Raw genomic sequence first — 24967 nt, 5'->3', positions numbered from 1 at the left:
CGGAGATGCGCTATACCGTGCCGTGATATAGCGCAAAATGTAGATTAATGAGCAGCCTGCGGATGCGCTAAGCCATATTCAACCAGAGCGTCAGCCAGTTTTTCCACTCCATCAATAGTTCTGATCCCGGCATTCATTGTCTGTACGTCAATGGCCGGCAGATGGTTTTCTTTGACGGCAGGAATCAGTTTGGTGACAGGATCGGACTGGAGGTATTCCATCTTGATCTTCCAGTCATCTGCCGGGAAGCGTCGGCGGCTCATCTCACCGAGCACAATGACAGAAGGGTTAGCTTTAGCGATGGTTTCCCAGCCCACCGTTGGCCACTCTTCAGCAGAATCAATGACATTTTTCACACCCAACGTTTGGGCTATCCATGCTGCTGGGCCAAACTTCCCGGCAACGTAAGGATCGAGCTGTAAATCGGCGCTTGAGAACCAGAACACGGCGGAAACATTCTTATCCATGCCGGTAATTTTATTTTTTGCTGCTGATTCACGTGCTTTAAGGCTGGCAATCAGCGCTTCGCCTTTATCCTGAACATCAAAAATTTTTGCCAGATCGGCGACTTCCTGATACACCATGGCAATATCAAACATGCCCTTACGAACACCATCACCCCCATCTTCGTTATCCTTAGCACAGTCAGCTGGTGCAGTGTAAACGGGCACCTTCAGTTCACTAAACTGTTCGTATGAGGCAACTGTGCCAGCAGGGCCGATTTGCCACTCAAATTGGCTGGCAACCAGATCTGGTTTTTTAGCCACAATTCCTTCAAAGCTGGGAATATTTTGCGCAATAACGGCAACTTTTTCATTTGCTGCTTTGTAAGCATCCAGTACTGGGCCAAACCACAACGAAGTACCCACGACACGATCGGCCAGTCCCAATGAATAGAGAATCTCGGTACTGTTCTGACCCACCGTTGCCACACGCGTTGGTGCCTGATTAAAGGTAATATCGCGGCCACAGTTTTTAATCGTCAGAGGATATTCGGTTTTTGCCGCGTTAGAAAAACCGGAAGTCAACAGTACAGTGGTTCCAACAATAGCCAGAAGCGTTTTTTTAGAAGAGAAAAATGTAGAATTAGCGTGCATTATCATCGTCCCGTTGATGCCAGAATCTTAAAGTCTGGTCATGGCTCATTTCATTCCATATATCGGGAGGAGACATGAAGATAGATGACATTGAATCGTGAATTTTAAGAATGAAGATATGCAACAAATGCAAATAAGCCTTACTTAGCCAAAATCTTATTCATAAATACACTACTGCTTGCGTCAAATAATTCATCCCATGGACCATCCCGTCCACTTAATGGTATACATCGTTGACAGCAGGTCTCCTGACTCACGGTAATCAGAATATCGGCCTTCCCATAAAGACGAGCTTTACAGTGACCTGTGGCTTATTAACCACACAAGGATATTCTGCATCCGCCTACAGTTGCGGGGGCAGTTATGGAATTGAATTGAATAATTCTCACCATATTCCTATTCATATACAAAAATGTAATGAAATGCTGTCAAAAGCGACTCTAACGGCAATTGTTAACGAGGTCAACCGTATGAATAAACAGGGAAAACCTCATACCTCTGGTAAAATTGTTATGTTTTACAGTTGGTTATGCTTAAATCCTTTATCTCGGATGTATACATGAAAATAACAATAAAAAGCTAAATGAGAATTGATTGATATTGATCAAGCTATAAACGCGGTTTTATTTTTTCAATTTAATCATATTGATCGTTATCAATAACGCAGTTAATTAGCGTTGGGTTAATTTAATAATGTGATCTCTGCATATGTACCAATTGCCATTCATCCTGCATATCCATAACGACGCTAAAATCTTTACGCAACCAAAAATGATACCCTCCAGGCAAGAAATGATGAGTATGAAGATATAAGGTTTTATATTTTTGCTGCTGGCAGAACATTTGAGCTAAAGCAAACAACCGGCTTCCGATTCCCTGTCTGCGGTAGCGCGCATCCACGTAGCAACGACAAATTTCTGCCGTTTCAGGCAAATTATAGTGCCCACGTAGCTCAGTGATACGATCATCATATTGACATACCGCAAGTGTAGCGATGAGCTCTTGTTTTTCACTCCATGCGCAAAGTAATAGATTTCTTTCTTGCAAAATATACTGCTGCCTGAGATCGAAGATATCTTCTTCAGCAGCAGGCATGACTCTCCCGGCATTGAAGAACAAATTAAGATGCTTAATAAGGAACGACTGAACAGCAGGTATATCGGCGTGAGTCATCTCACTAAACCTTAATCGGGTCATGGCAGGCATCCAAGCTTAGAGTGGAATACGATAATAACAATAAGACCACTTTCAAAACAATATTGACGCTGCTATGGCTACTCGCGCCAACGCGGTAGTCACCAGCGATTTGGGGGCTAATCTGTTCTTTTATTGTTCTGGGTCTTGCTTTTCCTAACTGTTGCCGGGGCATAGTTTTCCTCTGCATCCTAAGCCTGCAACTCTAACTCTCAGAAATGAGAGGCCGATCCTTTGAGCAGGACTTTTGTCCTCAATCCTCTGCAAACGTCTGGTTACAATCCCTGCATATCTCCAATACCCATAATTCAGGAATTGTTATGACTGCACATATTAATGCTAAAGCGGGTGATTTTGCGCCAACTGTGATTATGCCGGGCGATCCGCTGCGCGCAAAATTTATTGCCGAAAATTATCTTATGGATTACCGCGAAGTTACCAACGTGCGTAATATGCTGGGCTATACCGGTCTTTATTTTGGTCAACCTGTTTCGGTGATGGGACACGGTATGGGTATTCCGTCTATGACGCTATACGCCCATGAGCTGGTACATGATTTTAATGTGAAGAGAATTATTCGCGTCGGTAGCCTGGGGGCAACACAACCGCATGTCAAAATGCGCGACATTATTCTGGCTCTCGCTGCCGGAACGGACTCTGTCACAAATTTAAAACGTAGCGCGGGCTACACGATGGCGACATCCGCTCACTTCCCATTACTACAACAGGCGTGGATGCTGGCGCAGAAGGCCGGAATCGACATTAAGGTCGGTAATGTTTTCAGTGGCGATCTTTATTACGATCCTGACGAAAACCTCATTCCTGCACTGGAAAAGTTTGGTGTACTGGGTGTGGATATGGAGGTGGCCGGCTTATACGCCTTAGCACACCAATTTAATATTGAAGCACTGGCTATTTTAACGGTGTCCGATCATTGCCTGACAGGCGAAGAAACCACGGCAGAGGAACGACAATTAACTTTTAAAAATATGATTGAGCTGGCGCTAAATACAGCCGTTACGGCTTAGCATTGGCTTTTAATTGAACCAATCAGGGATGTCATTATATGAAGAATAAAATAGCACTTACACTGATTAGTTTTCTGGCAAATTTTATTATGGCGGGGTTTGCCAGTCAGTTTGGAATGCTGATTGAACCGATTGCGGTACGTTACAGTGCTGATGTGAATACCGTTGCCTCGATATTTTCGCTGCTTAACGGTGGGGCATTAGCCGGGACCATCGCCGCCTTTTTCCTGATAGAAAAAATTGGCGTCAAGCGAATGACGTTTATTATCTATTCGATAGTGTTCCTTTGTTCGCTGGCAATGCACTTAAGCCCCGGCTTATGGCCGGTGATGGTTGCCATGACTTTGGTGGGCTTTTGCGGTGGGATTGGCCTGTGTGTGGCAGGAACGATTGTCGTTTCGGTATGGCAGGATCGCATTCAAAGTACAATGTTGGTGGTACAAGACGCCACCTTTAACGTCGCAGGCGTGGTTTTTCCGCTGATCACCACCTACGCCCTGACGCACAATATGTCATGGAGTTACAGCTATCTAAGTGTTGGCATGGTGGCCTTACTTACGTTAGGTGTGGTGGCGCTCACTCGTTTTACTGCCTGTGAAACCGCGTCTGCGGAAGATCGGACAGACGCGGTGAAGTCTGAGTGGAACCCAGGGATTATTAGCGGAGGTATTGGTCTGTTCTTAGGTATGCTGGCGCTGTATACCTTCCTGACCTGGGCACCATTATTTGTGAAGAATAAATTTGGCATTCCATTTGAAGAAGCCGGTAATATTATTACGCAATACTGGGGAGCGGCGTTGGTTGGGGCGCTAGTATCAACTGTCATTGTTTCTCGAGTGAGGATACATTATTTCCTGTTGAGTATTATTTTTCTCGCTTGCGTTATTACGACCATTATTGTAACGAAAGACAACATCTCGGGGCTTGATTATCTGGCTTATAGTTACGGATTCGTCTGTGCGGCGCTGTATAACTCCTTTATTGCCTACGGAGTTTCATTTGTGAAGCGCGCAAGTAGTCAGAATGTTTCATATATTTTAATTAGCGGTAGCGCCGGGGCTATGTTTAGTCCAGCGATCAGTGCGCTAATGGAAAAAACAATGGGCTTGCAGAAAATTATGTACGCAATACCAGTATTATATTTAATAATCTTTATCATGTTGATGGGTACATTAAAACTTAAACGTAACAAAGCACAGTAATAACACTTACCTCTCTAATTAGATAGTCAGTCGCCACACCATTTATTTGGTGGGGCGACACTCAACCTTGCTCAAAGGAATTGAAAATGATGAAGAATAAATCAATGATTAAAAAAACAGTTCTGGGCGCAATCGTTGCAATGAGCTGTACGCAAGCGCTTGCTGCTGATTATACCGATGGCAACGTCCGTAAAAATGATTTTAACTGGATGCAGATGAACTTAATGCAAAGTGTGGATGCGAAAGTGCCTTATGGTATTCGTAATGACACTTATCTGGAACTGGAGTTTGGGGCGCGTTCCGGAATTATCGATCTGTATGGTTATGTCGATTTCTTTGATATTTTTGACCGCAAGCAGGATGACCGCCATGGCGGCGATAACTTTTTCGCCAAGATATCCCCACGGTTTTCCCTGGATGCTATTTTTAATAAAGATTTATCCGTTGGGCCATTTAACGAATTCTATATCGCAACGGTAAATAACATTGGCGACCGGGAATTATTTGAACATTATGTCGGTCTGGGCACAGATGTTAAGGTTCCGTGGTTTGGTCTGGTGGGAATGAACATCTATGCGCATTATGTGCGTGAAAACTACGGTGCGGATAACGAAGGCAAGTGGGATGGCTACATGTTCTCGACTAACTGGTCGACGCCGTTCTATACCTTTGCCAACGGCAGCTACCTGAACTATCAGGGTTACTTTGACTATCAGTTCGCCGCTAACAAGATTGCTAATCAACCGTTATACAGCAATAACGCGATTGAATGGTATAACGGTATCTACTGGCATTCAGAGCATTATGCGGTGGGTTATGGCCTGAAGTATTTCCGCAATATGGCATTGATGGAAAATCACGGCGGAGCAGGGCGCACCACCGGACTCGGTCACTACTTCAACCTTACCTATAAATTCTGATTGCGCTGAACTGACACACCAACCTTCTCTACGGGGATGGTGTGTCAGTCAATGATGTCATTGCCGAGGAATTTACGCAGCCCATCCAGATCCTTAATTTCCAGTCCTTGCTTCGTGCGCGTTACCAGTCCGGCATCCGTCAGGGCTTTAACCGCCCGCCGATAGACCCGATCGGTGGTGCCGAACCGTTCTGCTTCCTGGTATTTTTTATGGAAACCATCCATCGGCTGTTTGTTCTGATGCTGGCGATACAGATCATACGCCACGTTATGAACGATAGGGTAGAGCATCCGGTGCAGGAAGATTTCCAGCATATCCTGATAATCAATCGCCATCGCACTGGCAAAAAATATCGCCAGTCTCGGGTGCTGGTTTAGCGCTTCTTCCAGACGATCACAGCTGCACACCGCCACGGTCAACGGCTCTTCGGCCACGATATCAAGCTGGCAGCGATACCCGGTAAAAAACTCCATTTCACCAAATAGTTGCTCATCACATTCCATTGCGCCCAACTGAAAACGGCGACCATTTTCCGCGCTGTAACGCAGGGAAATTCTGCCTGATTGCACCATGATAAGTCGATCGACTACCTGTCCCTGGCGATAGAGATACTCATCTTCGTGGATCATCTGCGTTTCAGAGAGCAGTTCCTGGAATATCTTCTCAATTAAGGCATCATCTTGCTGCCAGATATTGTTAAAACGACCTTTTGTGAGGGGCTTAAGCTGCATGGCTCAACGTCTTATTGTTTGAGATAATTCTTATCGCTGACTGTATGCCATCTACTGCTTAATGTCATTAAGAGCAGGTTTCGGGACAATAAAAGGGCCAGCACCATGCTGGCCCTGACGCACTAAGGATGGCTGATAAAACGGGACAGCCGCTGGCGCAGCAGGCGGTTTTCCTGACGCAGCTGCGCGTTCTCTTCCAGCAACGTCAATGCAACGGCAATCCCTGGCCAGTCAAGTTCCAGCTCCTGACGCAGGCGCACCGCGCGACGCATTACGGTCAGCGCATGATCGTCAAACGTCTCGTCTTCGTAGGGTTCTATCACCCCTAAGCCGACAACCTCATGCAGTTCTTCTTCTGACACACCGGTGTACAGACAAAATTCGGTAATGGTAAAAGTGACGGTAACGTTAGCCATTATGCTTTCCCCCACTCTTTGCGCGGATCAAAGGTCTTTTGTGCATCTGCCAGTTGTTGCCACAGGGCGGCACTGGTGTCGTCAGGTTTCGGTGGCATGACGATCTTGATCACCGCATACAAATCGCCTGTATGTTTTTTACTTACCAGACCCTTGCCTTTAATGCGTAGCCGCTGACCGGCCTGGCTGCCTGCAGGAATGGTCAGCAGGATGCTCTCTTTCAGCGTCGGAACGGTTACTTTCGCACCCAGCGCAGCTTCCCACGGCGCCAGAGGAACGACAACTTCCAGATCCTGATTAACGATATCGAACAGCGGATGCGGCGCAATATGAATCACCAGCCACAAATCACCGTTCGGCCCACCGTTTTCGCCGGGCGTACCCTGACCTTTCAGACGGATACGCTGGCCGTTACCGACGCCAGCCGGAATTTTCACGTTCAGTGTTTTAGGAATTTCTCGTTCTACCATGCCAAACGCATTGTAGACTGGCAGGTTGTAACTGATAGTGCGGCTATGCTCAGTAAGCGTTTCTTCGAGGAAGACGGCAACTTCTATTTCGATGTCATGCCCGCGGCTGGCAGGGCGCTGGCGCGACTGGTGCGCACGCTGACCAAAAATGGAGGAGAAGATATCGTCGAAATCTTCGGCGCTGTAGCTTTGCCCCTCTCCTTGCTGGAATTGACGGCTGAACTGAGGGTCGTTGCGATGCTGCCACAGTTGGTCGTACTCGGCACGTCGCTGTTCATCACTCAGGACTTCCCAGGCTTCAGCAACCTCTTTAAAACGGGCCTCAGCGTCAGTCTCTTTGCTGACATCAGGATGGTATTTACGGGCGAGTCGACGATAGGCGGTCTTGATTGTCTTGAGATCGTCTGTCGGTTTCACGCCCATAATGGCGTAATAATCCTTTAATTCCATAGCGTTCTCTCGTGTAAATCAACACTTGAAGAAGGTGTACCCCGACAACAGGTAACACCGCTAAGTTTAGGGTAATCCTGATAACGGCGAATGCCAACCGGGAAGAAAGGATATTGGACTAAATGATGTGATTACGCACCACCAACAGCGCTTTTGACTGTTGTGTGGTGCGAAAAGTGAGATTAGCGAAACGTCAGGATTTGGTGATCAGATAGCGAACCGTATCCGCGTAGCTCTTCACAAAAGAGTTTAGGTCGTCAGATTTCAGTCCTTTTGGATTGATCATATATTTACCGTTGATAAAAATGGCGGGCACACCGGTTAAATCTACCGCTTTAGCCATTTCTTGTTGTTTAGCGGTCAGGGATTTCACGGCAAAACTGTTCCAGGCGGCATCATAATCACTGGCGCTGACGCCCGCGCTGATAAATACGTTACGAATATCATCCGCTGTTTTAACGGTTTGTTTTTTCTGAACGGCATCAAAAAGCAACGGTTTAACTTTATCTTGTACGTTTAACAGCATGGCGACGGACCAGGCGTGCGTCATGTCTTGCCCCAGCGGACCTAAAAAGTCGACGTGGTATTCGGTGAGTTTGACATCAGCAGGCAGTACTTTTTTCACGTTATCCGTGATTTCAAAAACTTCATCGTACTGATAACAGGAAGGACAGTAAAATGAGAAAAACTTCAGCGCAGCTGGGGCGGAAGCGACGGGTTTTTCCAGGGTGATATACTCTTTACCGTCGGTAAATGATGCTGCCTGAGCGCTAACTGTAAAAAGTAACCCAATCAGGGGTAATAAATATTTTTTCATTTCCATATACTCTAAATAACATTTGATAAACAAATTATCTGCTAATGAATACGTTATTCATTGCGTCTGGATATAATAAGGAAATCCCCAGAAAATGCGCTGACCCTTACTTTCATTTACGCATCAGTACGTAGCGGGCATTATTTGTGTGCTGACATTGAAATATTCTCTGGCATTCTTCGTAAATAGTGAATGATAACTTCCGTGATATTTTCAGGGGTGTTTTTAGCAATGTTATAGTGTAATAAACAAAGACGAAAATATGATTAATTATCATTTCGCTTTTAAAGCGTGAATGGCAAGGTATTGCGCTAAGTATTTGCAAATACCCCTGTAGATTGTCTTTTTCTTGTCGCGCGTGAATGAATAGGGTAAGTGTCAGAGATGAGCAATCCAAATGGATATCACTATGATCGACCACCTGGATCACCTGGTACTAACCACCAATCATGAAGAGGCTTGCGTTCGTTTTTATGTCGAGCTTTTAGGCATGAGGTTGGAAACTTTCGCACAAGGTCGGAAAGCCTTCGTCTTTGGCAATCAGAAAATCAATCTCCATATTCGGGGAAAAGAGTTTGAACCTAAAGCCTACGCGCCAACGCCGGGGGCGCTGGATTTGTGTTTTATCACCACGCGTACACTGGAAGAGGTGACAGAGACGTTTCAAACCCATGGAGTCGAGATTATTGAAGGGCCCGTTGCACGAACCGGTGCGACAGGACCGATTCGCTCGGTTTATGTCAGGGATCCCGATCTCAATCTGATTGAAATCGCGGTATATCCAGCAGATGCCAGGACATAACTTTACAGCGCAAAGGTTGCCAAAAACCGGCGAGTGGTTAAGATAACTCGCATCAATGAGTGAGGGTATAATGGCGAAACGTCAACGGATGGGATGGTGGTTCCTCTGTCTGGCATGTGTTGTGGTGATGGTTTGCACCGCACAACGCATGGCGGGTCTGCACGCGTTGCAGATGGATACCGCTGTTACAAGCGTTGTCGCCAGCGCACAAGTGCAGACCGATGAAACCTTACCCGTTACCCCTTGTGAACTGAGCGCGAAGTCATTACTGGCTGCGCCACCCGTACTGTTTGAAGGTGCTATTCTGGTGCTGTGCCTGCTGCTGTCGTTGCTGGCGCCAGTGCGGGCGTTTCGTCTACCTTTTTTCCCACCGCGAGCCATCTCGCCGCCCACTCTCCGGGTGCATCTCCGATTTTGCGTCTTCCGTGAATGACAGAACAGCCGTTGCTGACTGTTAGATAATTATTCACGGAGAAAAACTATGATGACTGTTTTCAGGCAGACACTGCTCTGTCTGTTATTGCTATGGCTGCCCGTATCCTGGGCGGCTGAACCCGGCTGGCTGCGTTCACCCGATAACGATCACGCCAGCGTGCGGTTACGCGCTGATACGTCCGCTGGCGGTGAAACCCGTCTGTTGTTGGATGTCAAACTGGAGGACGGCTGGAAAACCTACTGGCGTTCTCCGGGCGAGGGGGGCGTTGCGCCTGCTATCGCCTGGAAAGAGGAAATGCCTGCGGTCGACTGGTTCTGGCCAACCCCAGCTCGTTTTGAGGTCGCCAATATCACTACCCAGGGGTATCACGATAAGGTGACGTTCCCGATGGTGGTGCGAGGTAGAGCGCCCGCCACGCTCAGCGGCGTTTTGACGCTATCCACCTGTAGCAACGTTTGCCTGTTGACGGATTTTGCTTTTTCCGTAACGCCCACAGCCCAGGACCCGACTTTTGCACATGACTATGCTCAGGCGATGGGACAGATCCCACTTGCCAGCGGCCTGACCGATGCTCTGAGCGCCGGCGCACGGGCGGGAGAGTTAGTCGTCGAGGCTCACCGTGCGGGAGGCTGGACTGCACCAGGGCTGTATCTGGATGCTGTTGATGATGCGGATTTTGGCATGCCGCAAATCCATGTTGAGGGGGAGACATTACGCGCCACGGTACCTGTACATGACGGTTGGGGAGAAGGCGCGCCGGATCTGCGTGGTAAGTCAGTCACCCTGGTGCTGGCAGATAACGGTGTTGCCCAGGAAAGTCGTCTTGCGATTGGCGAAGCCCCGGTTGTTGAGAACGCCTCACTCCCACTGTGGCAAGTGGTGCTAATGGCGCTGCTGGGCGGTTTGATCCTCAATCTGATGCCCTGTGTGTTACCGGTTCTGGGCATGAAGCTGGGCTCGATTTTGCTGGTCGAGGAAAAAAGTCGTCGCCAGGTCCGTCGTCATTTCCTCGCATCGGTAGCCGGAATACTTGTCTCATTTATGGCTCTGGCTCTATTGATGACGGTGCTGCGTTTAACCAATCAGGCGCTTGGCTGGGGGATCCAGTTTCAGAATCCATGGTTCATTGGCGTGATGGTACTGGTGATGCTGACGTTCAGCGCCAGCCTGTTCGGGTGGTTTGAATTCCGACTCCCTTCTGCGATGACTACCACGCTGGCGACTCACGGCGGCAACGGTCTGTCGGGACATTTCTGGCAAGGTGCATTTGCGACGCTGCTTGCTACGCCGTGCAGTGCCCCGTTCCTTGGAACGGCGGTGGCGGTGGCATTGACCGCTTCGCTGCCGACATTGTGGGGATTGTTTATCGCACTTGGGCTGGGAATGAGCTTACCGTGGCTGCTGGTGGCTCTGCGTCCCGGTCTGGCGCTGCGTTTGCCGCGGCCAGGACGCTGGATGAATATGTTGCGGCGTCTGCTCGGCGTGATGATGCTGGGTTCCGCTATCTGGCTTGCGACGTTGCTGCTCCCGCATTTCGGGTTCGTAGGGCAAAGCACCGGCAAAGAGAGCGTGAACTGGCAACCGCTAAGCGAGCAAGCTATTGAGGATGCGCTGGCGCAACATAAGCGCGTGTTCATTGACGTCACAGCAGACTGGTGCATCACCTGTAAGGTAAACAAGTTCAACGTCTTGCATAAAGATGACGTACAGGCCGCATTGCAACAGCCGGATGTGGTGGCGCTGCGCGGCGACTGGACACTCCCTTCTGAAGTCATTACCGAATTTCTAAAAAAACGCGGCCAGGTTGCTGTGCCGTATAACCAAATTTATGGCCCCGGTCTGCCGGAAGGCCAGGTGTTACCCACGTTGTTAACCCGCGATGCGGTACTGCAAACGTTGAACGATGCCAAAGGAGTTACCCCATGAAGATGATGATTGTTCTGCTGTTAACCCTGTTTTCTGCCGTCAGTATCGCGAAAGAGCCTGCACCGTTTACCCCGGAACAGGAAAAGCAAATTGAAGCATTAATTCAGGAAGCCCTGTTTAACGATCCCAACAGCCCGCGGATTGGCGCAAAGCAGGCAAAACTGACCCTGATAAACTTCACCGATTACAACTGCCCATACTGCAAGCAGTTGGATCCAATGCTGGAAAAAATTGTGCAGAAATATCCTGACGTGGCGGTAGTGATCAAACCGTTGCCGTTTAAAGGTGAAAGCTCGGAACTGGCGGCGCGGACCGTGCTGACGACATGGCATCAGCATCCGCAGCAGTTTCTGGCGCTACATGAAAAACTGATGCAGAAGAAGGGCTACCATACCGATGTCAGTATCAAACAGGCGCAGGAAAAAGCGGGGGCCAGTCCGGTGACGCTGGACGCCCAAAGTGCTGAAACGCTGAGCACTAACCTGCAACTGGCGCGACTGGTGGGTGTACAGGGAACCCCCGCAACGATCATTGGCGATGAACTTATTCCCGGTGCGGTGCCGTGGGAAACGCTTGAGGAAGTGGTAAAAGAAAAACTGGCGGCGGCCAATGCTCAGTAAACTGCGCCGCTGGCTGCGCGAAGGGCTGATCTTACTGGCTCTGTTGGCGGGGGCGATGCTGCTGATGGATGCCTGGCGCGCGCCGCAGCTCCCTGCCTCTTTTGACAGTACGCCTTTACAAACGTTGGATGGTGAAACCGTCACGCTGGCGGCGCTCAGCAAAGACGAGCCAGTGTTGCTTTATTTCTGGGCGAGCTGGTGCGGCGTATGCCGCTTCACAACGCCGGAAGTCGCCAGGCTGCGCTCGGAAGGGGAAAATGTGATGACCATTGCGTTACGCTCCGGAAATGAAGCTGAGGTATCTCGCTGGCTGTTGCGTAAAGGCGTGGAATTTCCGGTCATCAATGATGCGAATGGGGCTATTTCCCACAGTTGGGCGATTAGCGTCACGCCCACGTTGGTGGTGATGTCAGAAGGTCGGGTGGTATCAACCACCAGCGGCTGGACCAGCTACTGGGGCATGAAACTTCGGCTGTGGTGGGCGAAAATATTCTGATATTTGTGCCGGGGGAACCCGGCATTTTTTTACGATAAAAAGGTAAGAAAAACATGTTGTTCTGATATTTGATCCTAAAGCTACACACTAATAGTTATATATTTTTGATTTTTTTCTGTAGTTGCAAATTCACAAGGATAATGGCATATCTGATGATGTTTTAAATATCTTATTTCTCGCAGGGATTATAGAATAATGCGCAAGGGTAAAGTTATTGTTATATCAATGATGTTTTTTTGTATCCTTATTTTTATTGCTGCTATTGTCTGGTTTATGATGTATCAGGGGGAACTCACTGAACCTACCAGTGAAGAGAAATATGCCGCCATTCTGCATGCTTCAGGCCTGTTGAAATCAGATGAGCACGATAAAAAAACAATTAAAAATTTGTATCAACGTTATATTTTAGCGCGTAAGGTTAATCTGGATTCCGGTGAATGGGTAGCTGATGACGTCCAGACGCAGGGATGTAAAAAACTCGCTCCGGAACATGATCCCGCGAAGATCCATCAGCGCTGTACTATTGCAGATGTATATCTTGTAAAAGATAAAAGTAATAAAATTCAACAAATTATACTCCCTGTTTTCGGTGAGGGTGCGAAGTCAATGATGTATGCCTTTCTGGCTCTTGACCCAGACGGACGTACGGTTAAAAACCTGTATTACTATCAGCAGCGGGAAACTCCTTTTTTGGGAGCCAGAGTGGAAGATGAAAGTTGGCGCAAGCAATGGCCGGGTAAAAAAGTGGTTGATAATAACTGGATGCCAGCGCTAAGAATAACTCAGGAGAAACCAGAGAATATCGATGAATATACAGTGGATGGTATTTCTGGCGCGACCCTGACATCGAATGGGGTTGAGAGAAGCATCAACTACTGGACAGGCGAACAGGGTTACGGCCGTTTTTTGCAACGGATTACTCGTGGTCCTGATATAATAGTTCCCTGATCACTTTTGTCTTAAATAACGTTTATCTTCATACTCACTGTTGGCCTCATTTGCGTCAGTGAGTATGGGGCAACTCTATTCCATATCACCGATAAATTCTCCTGTATTGACGGCATCACTAATCAATCCCAAATGTCTCAGTTTCGTATTCATCACATTTTCATGAGATAAATTTACATAACTTGTTACCCGTTGACATTTTTATGATCCAGGTCATGTACAACGCAAGCTAAAATCGATAATGATAATAATTATCATTTGTATTTTACGGGATGCGTACCGTGCGTAAGTTCTGTGTTTTCCTGCTGACCACTTTGTGTAGCCTGCTTGTAAGCCTTCATGTATGGGCCGCAACAAACTATGCTCCATTCATTGAGGATATTGAGCAACGTCTTGATAAAACAGCAGAACTTTACTCTCAGCAACAAACTGATGAAGCGCGGCGAACGGTGCAAATGGCCTACTTTGAGGTATTTGAAAACCTTGAAGGTCCTATTCGAATCAACATTTCCGCCAGCAAAAGTTATGAGATGGAAAGCGCTTTTGGTGAGATCCGTCGCATGATTGGCGCAAAAAAATCGCTCTCTGACGTGCAGTCTAAAATCGACTGGCTCAAAGCCTCGCTGCGCGAAGTTGAACCTGTGTTAGATGGCGGACATCGCCTGGTTGCCGAAGAGCAGCACAATGCGTTTTCCAGGACAGATATCGCCGTACACTGGCAAGAGAGTTTTCGTGTTATCGACGATTTGTTGGCCCAGGCAGTAAATAACTATCAGGCCGGGAATTTAAGCGTAGCCAGCCAAAACGTTCAACAAGCGCACTATCAGGGTTTTAAAAACTCAGAGATGGAAATGTCGGTCAGACAGAATCGATCGGCAAAAGACGCTGCTGCGATTAACCAGCAATTTTCTGCGTTGATTGCGCTCACCGCAGAGCCAGATCGCCTTAATGATGTCTCTTATCAAGTCACTACGTTGTTACAGGATATTGAGGATCTTCTGCCTGGTTTGCCTACTACCCGTGACGAACAGCAGGTCACGGCGGTGCAAAATACGGGGAATACGCCCACGGCACAGGATGATATAGCCCGCGCAGACTGGGCTGCCGTCTCGTTGGGTATCCATCAAAGTATTCAGAAAGCGATTGCCCGTTACCAGGAGGGCGATGCGAAGAATGCCATTCTGGATGTGCAAGACAGTTATTTTGACCGCTTTGAAGCTAGCGGTATGGAAAACAAAATCGGTTCTCGCGATTCGGCGTTTAAAACCTCGCTGGAGGCTTACTTCACGCGTCTGGTTAGTCTGATGAAAGCGGGTCAGCCAGTGGAAAGACTCAACGCCGAAGCCAGCGCACTGGAGCAGGATTTACAAAAAGCGGTGGTGATGTTGGGAGAAGGAGTAGAAACCCAGTGGAGCCTGCTGCTCTACAGCCTGATGATCATTGTCCGCGAAGGACTGGAGGCCCTGCTTATTGTGGCGGCCATCGTGGCTTATATGGTGAAAAACAATCACCAGGATAAGCTTCCGTTAATTCGCCAGTCGGTGATTGTTGCATTATTCGCCAGCGTCATTACCGCTGTGATATTCCAACTCCTGTTCACGAATTCCGGCGCCAGCAGAGAACTGCTGGAAGGCGTAACGATGCTGATTGCCGTCGTCATGCTGTTCTTCATGAGCTACTGGTTACTGTCTAAAGTCGAGGCTCGCCACTGGAAAGCATGGCTGGAAGGGAAACTGTCCCACTCACTTTCCCGTGGTTCACTGGTTGGACTGTGGCTTACCAGTTTCCTGGCGGTTTACCGCGAAGGGGCGGAGACCGTGCTGTTTTACTACGCCCTGATCGGGGATGCGAATGATATTTCTGGGCATATGGCGATTGCGGCAGGTTTTGTTATCGGCTGTGTTGTTCTGCTGGTCGCCTGGCTCATTATGCGCTACTCGGTTGTACGCCTGCCTTTGAAGCCGTTCTTTATGTTTACCGGCAGTTTTATGTACCTGATGGCCTTTGTATTTGCGGGCAAAGGGGTTCTGGAACTGGTGGAAGGTAAGCTGTTCCAGCCAACGTTGATTAACGGCTTCCCCGAAATCAGTTGGTTGGGAATTTATCCCTACGTGGAAACGTTATTACCGCAGGCCATATTGCTACTTGCGGCGCTGGCGGCGCTGTGGGTGATGCGGAGGAAAAGCACTGTTCCTGGGGAAACGATAAAAACTAATCTATAGCTGTTATTTGAGACGAGAGGATATGTCTGATGACCATGAAGAAAACCCTGATTGCCAGTGCAGTGATGGCCGGTATTTTCACTGCTCCGGCAGCGTTTGCCTTTAAGGAGTATCCGGCAGGTGAGCCTGTCACCATGAATGAGATGGAACTGGCCGCTGTTTACCTGCAGCCAATCGATATGGAACCGCGTGGCATGGGATTACCGGCAGCAAAAGCCGATATTCACCTTGAGGCGGATATTCATGCCGTGGAAGGCAGTAAAAATGGTTTTGGCGCAGGCGAGTGGATCCCTTATCTGACTATCAGTTACACCTTGATTAACAGTGATACGGGTGAAAAACAAGAAGGTACGTTCATGCCGATGGTTGCCAGCGATGGCCCTCATTACGGTGCGAACATCAAAATGATGGGGGTGGGTAACTATAAAGTGACCTATCACATCGAACCGCCGTCAAAAGCAGGTATGCACCGTCATACAGACAGTGAGACCGGCGTTGGTCGTTGGTGGAAACCATTTGACGTGAGTTATGAATTTAAATACGTCGGCCTGAACTAAGCGCTTTTCCATCAGGCTGCTTGATTTGCCATTTTGGACCGGGCAGTGCTCACAATCTTACGTACGAAGTGTACCCACGATTTGTTTTGCGCTGCTCATGTCTTAACTGACCGCGAACTTATCCCCCTGATGGGCTGGCTCTAAATTATCGATGTACCTGGATAGTTACATCATTCAATCCGCCGTACAGAGTCGATGTTATGAGTTATTTTTTTGTCACGACGCTACAGGTTTTTTTCTGCATTGCGCTGCTCTCCGGGGTTCTCTGGAGTCGCATCGATCCCCCTTCTTTGCGCCCACTCGTCTGGACCTTACTCACAGGTTTAATCGTTGGCGTGCTGGTGGGACTTACCCTCCGTGGCTCGCAGCCAGTGCAATTGTTGCTGGTTGGCACAGAAGTGATGATTACGCTGCTGTTTGTGTTGAGCTTCTGGTGGGTATCAAAGCGCATTCGCTACCTGTGGCAGGGGATTTTGGTGTTTGGCGCAGCCCGACATTGGGCTTTGGATCCCAATCTCGGCGGATTAACCAGCACCCATGTGCTAAATACCGATCTGCTGTTGAATCTGACGGCAATGCTATTGGCATTTGCGATCCTCTGCCTGGTTGGGGTACTGAGCGCCATGCTGTTGCGTCGTATTCGTGGACTCTACTGGCCGTTGACGCTGATTCTGATGGTCATGATTTGGCTGCCATTAAGCGGTAATTTGTTGCTACTGCTAATGAAACTGCAGGTGCTACCGCTGGCGAAATCGCTATTGAGTTTCGTGGCCAAAGTGACAAACAACGCGGCGATGTATAACTGGTTGGGGGCCGCCCTATTACTTGCTCTGGCACTGTGCTGGGTACCGGCGTTGTTATGCGCGTTCCGCCAGACGCGTAAAGCCGATGAGCCGATTACTTATCGACTGGCGCTGGCGCATCGTCGAAATGCGTTTCGTCTTTGGCTGGTCACGCTAGGTTGTGCGGTGGTGGTGATCGCCGGACAACTGTGGTGGGAAAAAGTCGCCTCTCAACCGCCGCAGTTGTCAGAAGCCATTCCGGTACAACTTGCCAGTGATGGCATGGTTCATCTGCCAATAGAACGACTCCGTGATGGCAATCTGCACCGCTTTGTTTGGGTGGCTGATGATGGTAAAGCGGTACGTTTTTTCGTGATTAACCGTTATCCCGACAAGTTGCGTTTGGGGGTAGTTTTTGATGCCTGTCTACTGTGCGGCGATCAGGGTTACGTGATGGAAGGTAATCAGGTTATCTGCGTGGCATGCGGGGTACACATTTTCATTCCTTCGATTGGTAAACCTGGTGGTTGCAATCCTGTGCCAATTGAAAACTGGCGTAATGATGAGAAAGAGCTGGTGATCCCAGGTAAAGAGCTGGCTGCTGGCGTGAATTACTTCTCGACGGTCATGACCATCAAGGTGACCGACCCGGTTGATGGTTCCACATTGACCAATACTTCTGCTGACTACAAATACAGCTATGGTGGCAAAACCTGGTTTTTCTCGTCCGAGGCCAATTACGATCGCTTCCGTAAAACCCCGGAACAGTTCGTCCCTGCTGAATTGAGGGAGGAGTAACAATGCTGTGGAGAATGTTACGACAATCCTGGGGGCGTAATCTCCGACGCAAGGGGCTGGCTATTATGACCGTCTTTCTTGCGTCCAGCCTTATCTCCGCCCTGCTGGCGGTGTCGATTGATATTGGCGATAAAATGTCCAGAGAATTGAAGTCCTATGGTGCCAATATTTTGATTGAACCTGCCGGACAGGCGGCGCTTCCTGCACTTTTCAGTGAAAACAGTAATCCACTATCAGGACAGGATTTCCTTGATGAAGCGGAACTCCCCAACATTAAGGATATCTTCTGGCGCAACAACATTGTCGGCTTTGCCCCTATGCTTGGCGGTGATGTCGACGTTAACGGCAAAGAAGTACGTATTCTCGGCACCTTCTTCAGCCAACCGGTAGATATTCCAGATGAAGAAGGGTTTGAGACGGGGCAAAAAACGGTAAGCCCGTTCTGGCAAGTGACAGGCCACTGGCCGCAAGAGCCTGCTGGTGATGCTCCTCAAACACTGGTAGGGCATGCGTTGGCACGACAAACGGGCTGGAAGCCAGGCGATAAACTGCTGATCCGTACCAGCAGTACAACGTTGAATGTGGCCGTCAGCGGCATTCTCTCCAGCGGCGGGGACGAGGATAACCAACTGGTTATGCCGTTGAGCACGGCGCAAACGTTGCTGGATTTACCCGGCAAAGTACAGGCCATTCGTGTCTCAGCGCTGACGGTGCCGGAAAATGAATTGTCGCGTCGGGCGCGTGAAAATCTCGATGCACTGAATGCTGAAGAGTACGACCTTTGGTACTGCACTGCCTATGTCTCGTCCATTGCTCATCAACTGGAGGAGGCTATTTCCGGTGCAGAAGTTCGCCCTGTGTGGCAGGTTGCTGCATCTGAGGGGGTTGTAATCGATAAAATTCAGTTGCTGATGGCCGTAGTGACCGTCGCAGCACTGGCAGCTTCGGCTATGGGAATTGCGTCACTTATGACCAGCACCATTATGGAACGCGCTAAAGAGATCGGCCTGATGAAGGCGCTTGGCGCGCATCAGTGGCAAATCATGCTGTTGTTCTATCTTGAAGCCGCGTCCAGTGGACTGGCCGGAGGGGCATTGGGATGTGTTGCTGGATGGGGAATGGCGAAAGCGATTGGCCTGATGCTATTTGATGCGCCATTGAATTTTGCCTGGATTGTGGTGCCATGTGTATTGGTTATTGCGGTCCTGATTGCCCTGATTGGCACTTGGTTCCCGGCCCACCGTATTGCCCGCCTGTATCCTGTGGAGGTGCTGTATGGCCGCTAAACGTACGATGCTCTGGTTGCTGGTATGGCGGGCACTGCGTCTGCGTTTTCAGCGAGTTAGCGTAGTATTTGCCGCATTGATGGTCGGGGCGACCATTGTGACCGCGCTATCTGCGGTGTGGTTCGACATCAATACCAAAATGAGTGAAGAATTGCGGACCTTTGGCGCAAATTTCTACATCGGGCCAGGCCATGGCTCCGGCATGCCGCAGCAAGCGTTGCAGACTATTTTAGATCAGGCACCGCAAGGCCTGGTTTACGGAGCCAGTCCTTGGCTTTACGGTATGGCGCGTACCGAGCTGGAGAAGGTGGTGATTGTCGGCGTGTGGTTTGAATCCTTGCAAAAGCTGGTGCCGTACTGGCAGGTTCAGGGGAATTGGATTGGTGTCAGCTTTGACGATCGCAATGCGATGATTGGCATCAAATTGGCTGAGCGTCTTAACGTCCAACCGGGCGATAACATCATCCTGGTGGATCACAATCAGCGCAAAAACTTACAGATAAAAGGCATTGTTGAAGCCGGTGATGCGACAGATAACATGCTAATTGTGAGTCTTGAAGTGGCGCAGGCGTGGTTGCATCAGCCCGATAAAATCAGCCATGGGCTGCTGAGTGTCAGTAACGATGTCGGTCAGGTGGAAAACTATGCCAGCCGATTGCAGGCTCAATACCCGGATCTGGAGATCCGTCCAATACGGAAAGTCTCCGCATCAGAAGGACAGGTACTGGATAAAATAAAAGGGTTAATGGGGCTGGTATCGGTTGTGATCCTTGCGCTGTCATCTTTGTGTGTGAATACCACGTTGATGGCCATTGTGGGTGAGCGGGCAAGGGAATTTGCGCTGCAAAAAGCGTTGGGGGCCAGCAACGGTGATATTGTCCGGCAAATTCTCCTTGAAACCTGCATTATCGCGCTGGCTGCAGTGGTTTGTGGGTGGATCTTAGGGTACATGTTGGCCCAACTACTGGGACTGACTGTATTCAATGCCGCAATATCGCTACGCTGGCCAGTGCTGCCCATCACCCTGACATTATCTTTACTGGTCGCCATTCTGGCGGCGATTGTTCCGGTCCGTCGCGCGGTTAGCATCGAACCCGCAAAAGTGTTGAAAGGAGAGTAACGCCATGTCCGTTGTGCAGACCCCATCAATGGCGATTGAAACGCGCCATTTATATAAACGGTTCGGCGATGTTACCGCCTTAGATGACATCAACCTGCAAATAGTGCAGGGGGAGTTTGTCGCGATTATGGGCGCTTCTGGTTCGGGTAAAACGACACTGATGAATATTCTGACCTGCCTGGACACCGCGACAGAAGGTCAGGTGTTTTTAGATGGGATTGATGCTGCCGCACTGGATGAAGAGGGGCGTCGCCGTTTTCGCGCTGAGAAAATAGGGTTGGTATTCCAGCAGTTTCATCTGATCCCGTTTTTAACCGCGCTGGAGAATATCATGCTGGCGCAACACTACCATAGCGTGGTAGATGAAGCGGCGGCCAGGAAGGTTCTGGAACAAGTCGGTCTTGGGCATCGAGTAACGCACCTGCCGAGTCAACTTTCTGGGGGAGAGCAGCAACGGGTGTGCATTGCCCGGGCGCTGGTCAATGAGCCGCCGGTGATTTTTGCCGATGAACCTACGGGTAACCTCGATGAAGAGAATGAACAGCGGGTGTTGGATCTACTCACTGACCTGCATCGGCAGGGGCGCACGATTGTGATGGTGACGCATAATCCGGCGCTGGGGGTATTTGCCGATCGTATTATCCGTTTGCAGCATGGCAAATATCACGGTGAGGAGGCTAATCAACATGCGCTGGATTAACGTATTAACTTTCGCCATTTTGGTTCTGATTAGTGGATGTAAAGAAGAGAAGTTGGTGGTTGGGCAGCAAGCCCCGGCGCTGGCAACATTCGACCTGCAGGGGGGGAAGGCTGGGCTTGAGCGCTGGCGTGGAAAGGCTATTTATCTAAACTTTTGGTCGGCGGGATGCGGTGGCTGTCTTGCCGAAATGGACGCGCTGGAAGCGCTAAGTAAAAAGTGGGGCGATAACGTTGTGGTCGTGGCTGTGAATACCGATCCGGCAACGGTTAACATAGATGACTTACTGGCGAAACATCAGGTTTCTTACCCGGTACTCCGCGATCAGCTTAAGATTTCCCAGGAACGCTATCAGGTCATCGGCACGCCAACCTCTGTGTTAATTGACAGGGATGGTCGTGTACTGGAATTACACCAGGGGATGCGGAAACCGCCTGAGTTAGATGCAACGTTTGCGCGACTGGCCGCCCGATGAACGCGATACAAAGAGAAACACTATATGGCATTCAGGTGGAATAAAGAGAGTCTGGCCGTCCTGCGTGAAAACGCAGGCGTTCTCACGACGGAGCAGATTGCGGGGATGCTTCACACTAATATTACGGTTGTGCGCAATATGGCGTATCGACTGAAACTCAGCCTGCGGGTATCCGCCTACAATCAAAAACGTATTGAACAGGTACAAACACTCTATACGTCTTCTGAACCACTAAATCTGAAAGAGATTGCTGCAAAAACTGGACTGACATTCAGTACGGTGCAATACATTGTGTATGTGAAATTAAAAAGTAAACCATATACCAAACGGGAATACGTTTCCTTTGAAACTGATGATGCGGTTCATTATCGGATACAACGAGAGTTCATTGATACTGAGCGTTCCCTTTTACACAACATCCCAGATAACACGCGCTTTCATCAATTGTATTTGACAGATGGAACCTTATATTGTGCACGCAATATCCGCAGCGAAGTGATTATCTGCGAATGATTGAATGGCATATTTCGTCAACCGACGAAGCAAGTATTCATAGTTGCGTTTAATCTGGCTTATCTTTTTTTGTGGGAAAATAAAGAATGGCCAATGTATACGCATTTGAATCCTCCCTGGTGATGATGATTGCCGCCACATTTGTCCTCGCCGGGATGGTGAAAGGCGTTACGGGTATGGGGTTACCTACCGTGGCAATGGGGATCCTCGGATCGCTTATTTCACCGGTTGCGGCGGCGGCCATGCTGCTGTTGCCTTCGCTGATCAGTAATCTGTTTCAGTTTGGCGCAGGCGGAAATACGCGTCAATTGCTCAAACGACTGTGGCCAATGCTGCTGACAGTGGTAGTGGCGACTCTGCTTGCCAGCGCCTGGATTACCGGGGGTGACACCACCCGAACTCAGTTTGCGCTCGGCGTGGCGCTGGTGGCCTACACTATCTGGACGCTGGCAGGAAAGAAAATCACGGTGGCTCCGCAGCGTGAAAAATCGTATTCCCTCGTCATTGGATTTGTGACCGGCTTATTGACCGGCGGAACCGGGGTGTTTGTGATGCCCGCCGTACCCTGGATCCAGTCCCTGGGCTTTGAGAAAGATGAACTGGTACAGGCGCTCGGGATCTCTTTTACCTTTTCGACCCTGGCATTGGCGCTGGGTCTGTGGTGGCACAACGCGCTGCCCGTACAATCCCTAAGCTTGTCGGCTTTGGCCATTGTTCCTGCACTTATTGGCCAGTGGATAGGAACCCGTGTGCGAAGGGTTATTTCTCCGCTCGTGTTTAAACGCTGTTTTCTGTTTTGTCTGGTCGGGTTGGGTACAGAGATGATGCTGCGTGCTGTGTGACCGGTTCGGTGACTTTGCGCGACTTTCATGGCATCGTTAATTCAGAGATTCAGGGGCAATGAGGTCGTTATGGCATCCGTGATGTTACATGAAGAAGAGGGCGATCTGGAGTCGAAAATGGCACTCTCTGCGGCAGTGATGGCCGATAAATCGCGCTCGCGTATGCTGTGCGCCCTGATGGATGGCCGCGCCTGGACTGCAACTGAGCTCAGCGCGGTGGCGGATATATCCGCGTCGACCGCCAGCGCGCATCTGGCGCGTCTGTGCGAACAACGCTTTGTTGTGGCGCTTGCGCAGGGCAGACATCGTTATTTTCGCCTTGCAGGTTCCGATATCGCTGAACTGCTGGAACGCCTGATGGGCGTTGCGTGGGCGACATCAACGCCCCGGAGAATCACAACGCCGCCAGGTTTGCGGCATGCCCGCACCTGCTACGACCATCTCGCCGGAGAGGTCGCGGTGAGGTTGTTTGATACGTTGGTTTCCCGTCAGTGGTTAACGCCGGATGGTGAAACGCTGACTCCTCCTGGCCAGGAAAAGCTGGCCCAGATGGGGATTGTCCTGGCGGCGGGTTCATCCCGGCGGAAGTTAACCTGCGGTTGTCTGGACTGGAGCGAGCGATGTTATCATCCTGGTGGTGTGCTTGGCGCAACGCTGCTGCGCTGGTTCAGTGAACAGCGATGGATAAAAACCGAACAGGGCAGCCGCCACGTCATCTTCACACCTCTTGGCATTCGTAAACTCGAAACCGAGTTTGGTGTTAAAACGACACGCTAGATGGTCTGTTTTGCGAAAGCGTTCCCGGAAATATGTCATATTTCTGTCACACTCTGTTGTGATTGATAACAACAAGAGGTCGTAGGGATGAATAAATCGTTAATCGCCGCAGCCGTGGCAGGGGCTGTATTATTGTCAACCGCCGCGCAGGCGCAGACCGCGCCGGAAGGGTATCAGCTTCAACAAGTATTGATGATGAGTCGGCATAACTTACGTGCACCTTTAGCCAATAATGGCAGCGTTCTTGAACAGTCCACCCCCAAGCAATGGCCAGAGTGGGATGTCCCCGGCGGACAACTCACCACCAAAGGCGGTGTGCTGGAAATCTATATGGGTCACTACATGCGAGAGTGGCTGGCAGAGCAGGGGATGGTGAAATCGGGCGAATGTCCGGCACCGGATACGGTTTATACCTATGCTAACAGCCTGCAGCGCACTGTTGCTACGGCACAGTTCTTTGTCACCGGCGCTTTCCCTGGTTGCGATGTTCCGGTCCATCATCAGGAAAAAATGGGCACCATGGATCCCACCTTTAATCCGGTGATCACCGATGATTCCGCCGCCTTCAGCCAGCAGGCTGTTCAGGCTATGGAGAAAGAGCGTAGTAAAATGCAGCTCAACGATAGCTATCAGTTGCTTGAGCAAATGACCGACTACAAAGACTCTCCATCCTGTAAAGAAAAACAGCAGTGTTCCCTGACCGATGCCAAAGATACGTTCAGCGCGAAATACCAGCAGGAGCCAGGCGTATCGGGGCCGCTGAAGGTGGGGAATTCGCTGGTCGATGCCTTCACGCTGCAGTATTACGAAGGCTTCCCGATGGACAAGGTTGCCTGGGGCGAGATTAAATCGGATCAACAGTGGAAGGTTCTGTCGAAGCTGAAAAATGGCTATCAGGACAGCCTGTTCACCTCCCCGGAAGTGGCGCAGAACGTCGCCAAACCTCTGGTGAAATATATTGATAATGCGCTGGTTACGGAACGCGCGAAAGCACCGAAAATAACCGTGCTGGTGGGACATGACTCAAACATCGCTTCGCTGCTCACCGCGCTGGATTTCAAACCATACCAGCTTCACGATCAGAACGAGCGTACACCGATTGGCGGGAAGATTGTCTTTCAGCGCTGGCATGACAGCAACGCAAATCGTGATCTGATGAAAATCGAGTATGTGTATCAGAGCTCGCTGCAGTTGCGTAATGCAGACGTTCTGACGCTGAAATCCCCAGCGCAGCGCGTAACGCTTGAGCTGAAAGGATGTCCGATAGATGCGGATGGTTTTTGCCCGATAGATAAGTTCGACAGCGTGCTGAATGAGGCGGCTAAATAAAAGAAAAACTCCCCCG

26 protein-coding genes and 1 riboswitch are annotated in these 24967 nt (G+C 49.6%); of the genes, 20 read left to right on the top strand and 6 right to left on the bottom strand.

Going from position 1 to position 24967, the window contains the following annotated elements:
* Positions 1 to 44: 44 nt before the first annotated feature.
* Together GFB57_RS19095 and GFB57_RS19090 are read right to left on the bottom strand one after the other, a co-directional pair.
* A complete protein-coding gene (locus GFB57_RS19095; protein ID WP_003035934.1) occupies positions 45 to 1097 on the bottom strand; it encodes an ABC transporter substrate-binding protein in 1053 nt (350 codons plus the stop codon).
* 220 nt (positions 1098 to 1317) lie between these two features.
* A riboswitch (cobalamin riboswitch) is annotated at positions 1318 to 1542 on the bottom strand.
* 242 nt (positions 1543 to 1784) lie between these two features.
* Positions 1785 to 2294, bottom strand: a complete 510-nt coding sequence (locus tag GFB57_RS19090; RefSeq protein WP_008320248.1) for a GNAT family N-acetyltransferase — start codon at positions 2292 to 2294, stop codon at positions 1785 to 1787.
* 317 nt (positions 2295 to 2611) lie between these two features.
* Here GFB57_RS19090 and deoD point away from each other — a divergent pair, with 317 nt between their 5' ends.
* From deoD to GFB57_RS19075, 3 genes are all read left to right on the top strand, one after another.
* The gene (gene deoD, locus GFB57_RS19085) at positions 2612 to 3319 is read left to right on the top strand and encodes a purine-nucleoside phosphorylase (protein WP_003035940.1); all 708 of its coding nucleotides are present in this window, start codon (positions 2612 to 2614) and stop codon (positions 3317 to 3319) included.
* Positions 3320 to 3357: 38 nt separating this feature from the next.
* Entirely contained in the window at positions 3358 to 4521 is a 1164-nt protein-coding gene (gene tsgA / locus GFB57_RS19080) for an MFS transporter TsgA (protein WP_003035944.1), read from the top strand.
* 86 nt (positions 4522 to 4607) lie between these two features.
* Positions 4608 to 5441, top strand: coding sequence for an outer membrane protein OmpK (locus GFB57_RS19075; RefSeq protein WP_003035947.1), 834 nt, complete (start codon positions 4608 to 4610; stop codon positions 5439 to 5441).
* 44 nt (positions 5442 to 5485) lie between these two features.
* On the opposite strand, the gene GFB57_RS19070 is transcribed toward GFB57_RS19075, so the two are convergent.
* The 4 genes from GFB57_RS19070 to dsbA all read right to left on the bottom strand — a co-directional run bounded on the left by GFB57_RS19070 (position 5486) and on the right by dsbA (position 8325).
* Positions 5486 to 6172, bottom strand: a complete 687-nt coding sequence (locus tag GFB57_RS19070; RefSeq protein WP_003035951.1) for a Crp/Fnr family transcriptional regulator — start codon at positions 6170 to 6172, stop codon at positions 5486 to 5488.
* Between the two features lie 122 nt (positions 6173 to 6294).
* Positions 6295 to 6588 (bottom strand): chaperone modulator CbpM, encoded by a 294-nt coding sequence (gene cbpM / locus GFB57_RS19065; protein WP_003035954.1) that lies wholly within the window; start codon positions 6586 to 6588, stop codon positions 6295 to 6297.
* A complete protein-coding gene (cbpA, locus tag GFB57_RS19060) occupies positions 6588 to 7508 on the bottom strand; it encodes a curved DNA-binding protein (protein ID WP_003035957.1) in 921 nt (306 codons plus the stop codon). The genes cbpM and cbpA overlap by 1 nt, the downstream gene beginning before the upstream one ends.
* Before the next feature lie 193 nt (positions 7509 to 7701).
* A complete protein-coding gene (gene dsbA, locus GFB57_RS19055) occupies positions 7702 to 8325 on the bottom strand; it encodes a thiol:disulfide interchange protein DsbA (protein ID WP_003035960.1) in 624 nt (207 codons plus the stop codon).
* A 397-nt stretch (positions 8326 to 8722) separates the two neighbouring features.
* Between dsbA and GFB57_RS19050 the strand changes: the two genes are divergently transcribed.
* The 17 genes from GFB57_RS19050 to agp all read left to right on the top strand — a co-directional run bounded on the left by GFB57_RS19050 (position 8723) and on the right by agp (position 24951).
* Positions 8723 to 9127 (top strand): VOC family protein, encoded by a 405-nt coding sequence (locus tag GFB57_RS19050; protein WP_003035964.1) that lies wholly within the window; start codon positions 8723 to 8725, stop codon positions 9125 to 9127.
* A 70-nt stretch (positions 9128 to 9197) separates the two neighbouring features.
* A complete protein-coding gene (locus tag GFB57_RS19045) occupies positions 9198 to 9560 on the top strand; it encodes a hypothetical protein (protein WP_003035968.1) in 363 nt (120 codons plus the stop codon).
* Positions 9561 to 9608: 48 nt separating this feature from the next.
* Complete coding sequence (locus GFB57_RS19040) at positions 9609 to 11489, top strand: protein-disulfide reductase DsbD domain-containing protein (protein WP_003035972.1); 1881 nt, start codon at positions 9609 to 9611, stop codon at positions 11487 to 11489.
* Positions 11486 to 12109, top strand: a complete 624-nt coding sequence (locus tag GFB57_RS19035) for a DsbA family protein (RefSeq protein ID WP_003035975.1) — start codon at positions 11486 to 11488, stop codon at positions 12107 to 12109. Before GFB57_RS19040 ends, GFB57_RS19035 begins: the two co-directional genes overlap by 4 nt.
* A complete protein-coding gene (locus GFB57_RS19030) occupies positions 12099 to 12605 on the top strand; it encodes a protein disulfide oxidoreductase (protein ID WP_003035978.1) in 507 nt (168 codons plus the stop codon). The genes GFB57_RS19035 and GFB57_RS19030 overlap by 11 nt, the downstream gene beginning before the upstream one ends.
* 195 nt (positions 12606 to 12800) lie before the next feature.
* Positions 12801 to 13553: an NADH:ubiquinone reductase (Na(+)-transporting) subunit C gene (gene nqrC / locus GFB57_RS19025; protein WP_003035981.1), complete on the top strand. Its 753-nt coding sequence runs from the start codon at positions 12801 to 12803 to the stop codon at positions 13551 to 13553.
* Between the two features lie 272 nt (positions 13554 to 13825).
* The gene (locus GFB57_RS19020; RefSeq protein ID WP_032933625.1) at positions 13826 to 15775 is read left to right on the top strand and encodes an FTR1 family protein; all 1950 of its coding nucleotides are present in this window, start codon (positions 13826 to 13828) and stop codon (positions 15773 to 15775) included.
* Positions 15776 to 15804: 29 nt separating this feature from the next.
* On the top strand, positions 15805 to 16332 hold the full coding sequence (locus tag GFB57_RS19015; RefSeq protein WP_003035987.1) for an iron transporter: 528 nt from the start codon (positions 15805 to 15807) through the stop codon (positions 16330 to 16332).
* A gap of 200 nt (positions 16333 to 16532) precedes the next feature.
* A complete protein-coding gene (locus GFB57_RS19010; protein WP_003035988.1) occupies positions 16533 to 17912 on the top strand; it encodes a Fe-S-containing protein in 1380 nt (459 codons plus the stop codon).
* 2 nt (positions 17913 to 17914) lie between these two features.
* Positions 17915 to 19198 carry an ABC transporter permease gene (locus tag GFB57_RS19005; protein WP_003035991.1) on the top strand — a complete coding sequence of 428 codons (1284 nt, stop codon included), beginning with the start codon at positions 17915 to 17917 and terminating at the stop codon, positions 19196 to 19198.
* Positions 19188 to 20318 (top strand): FtsX-like permease family protein, encoded by a 1131-nt coding sequence (locus tag GFB57_RS19000; protein ID WP_003035995.1) that lies wholly within the window; start codon positions 19188 to 19190, stop codon positions 20316 to 20318. Before GFB57_RS19005 ends, GFB57_RS19000 begins: the two co-directional genes overlap by 11 nt.
* Before the next feature lie 4 nt (positions 20319 to 20322).
* Positions 20323 to 21018 (top strand): ABC transporter ATP-binding protein, encoded by a 696-nt coding sequence (locus tag GFB57_RS18995; protein WP_003036000.1) that lies wholly within the window; start codon positions 20323 to 20325, stop codon positions 21016 to 21018.
* Positions 21005 to 21490, top strand: coding sequence for a TlpA disulfide reductase family protein (locus tag GFB57_RS18990; RefSeq protein ID WP_003036003.1), 486 nt, complete (start codon positions 21005 to 21007; stop codon positions 21488 to 21490). The genes GFB57_RS18995 and GFB57_RS18990 overlap by 14 nt, the downstream gene beginning before the upstream one ends.
* 24 nt (positions 21491 to 21514) lie before the next feature.
* Entirely contained in the window at positions 21515 to 22003 is a 489-nt protein-coding gene (locus tag GFB57_RS18985) for a hypothetical protein (RefSeq protein ID WP_003036005.1), read from the top strand.
* Between the two features lie 86 nt (positions 22004 to 22089).
* The gene (locus tag GFB57_RS18980; RefSeq protein ID WP_003036008.1) at positions 22090 to 22845 is read left to right on the top strand and encodes a sulfite exporter TauE/SafE family protein; all 756 of its coding nucleotides are present in this window, start codon (positions 22090 to 22092) and stop codon (positions 22843 to 22845) included.
* 69 nt (positions 22846 to 22914) lie between these two features.
* Positions 22915 to 23622: a winged helix-turn-helix domain-containing protein gene (locus GFB57_RS18975; protein ID WP_008320268.1), complete on the top strand. Its 708-nt coding sequence runs from the start codon at positions 22915 to 22917 to the stop codon at positions 23620 to 23622.
* An 87-nt stretch (positions 23623 to 23709) separates the two neighbouring features.
* A complete protein-coding gene (agp, locus tag GFB57_RS18970) occupies positions 23710 to 24951 on the top strand; it encodes a bifunctional glucose-1-phosphatase/inositol phosphatase (protein ID WP_003036012.1) in 1242 nt (413 codons plus the stop codon).
* The last annotated feature ends 16 nt before the right edge of the window (positions 24952 to 24967 follow it).

The organism is Citrobacter sp. S39, from assembly GCF_009495675.1.
GTDB lineage: Bacteria > Pseudomonadota > Gammaproteobacteria > Enterobacterales > Enterobacteriaceae > Citrobacter > Citrobacter freundii.
This window is presented reverse-complemented; position numbering and strand designations above follow the sequence as displayed.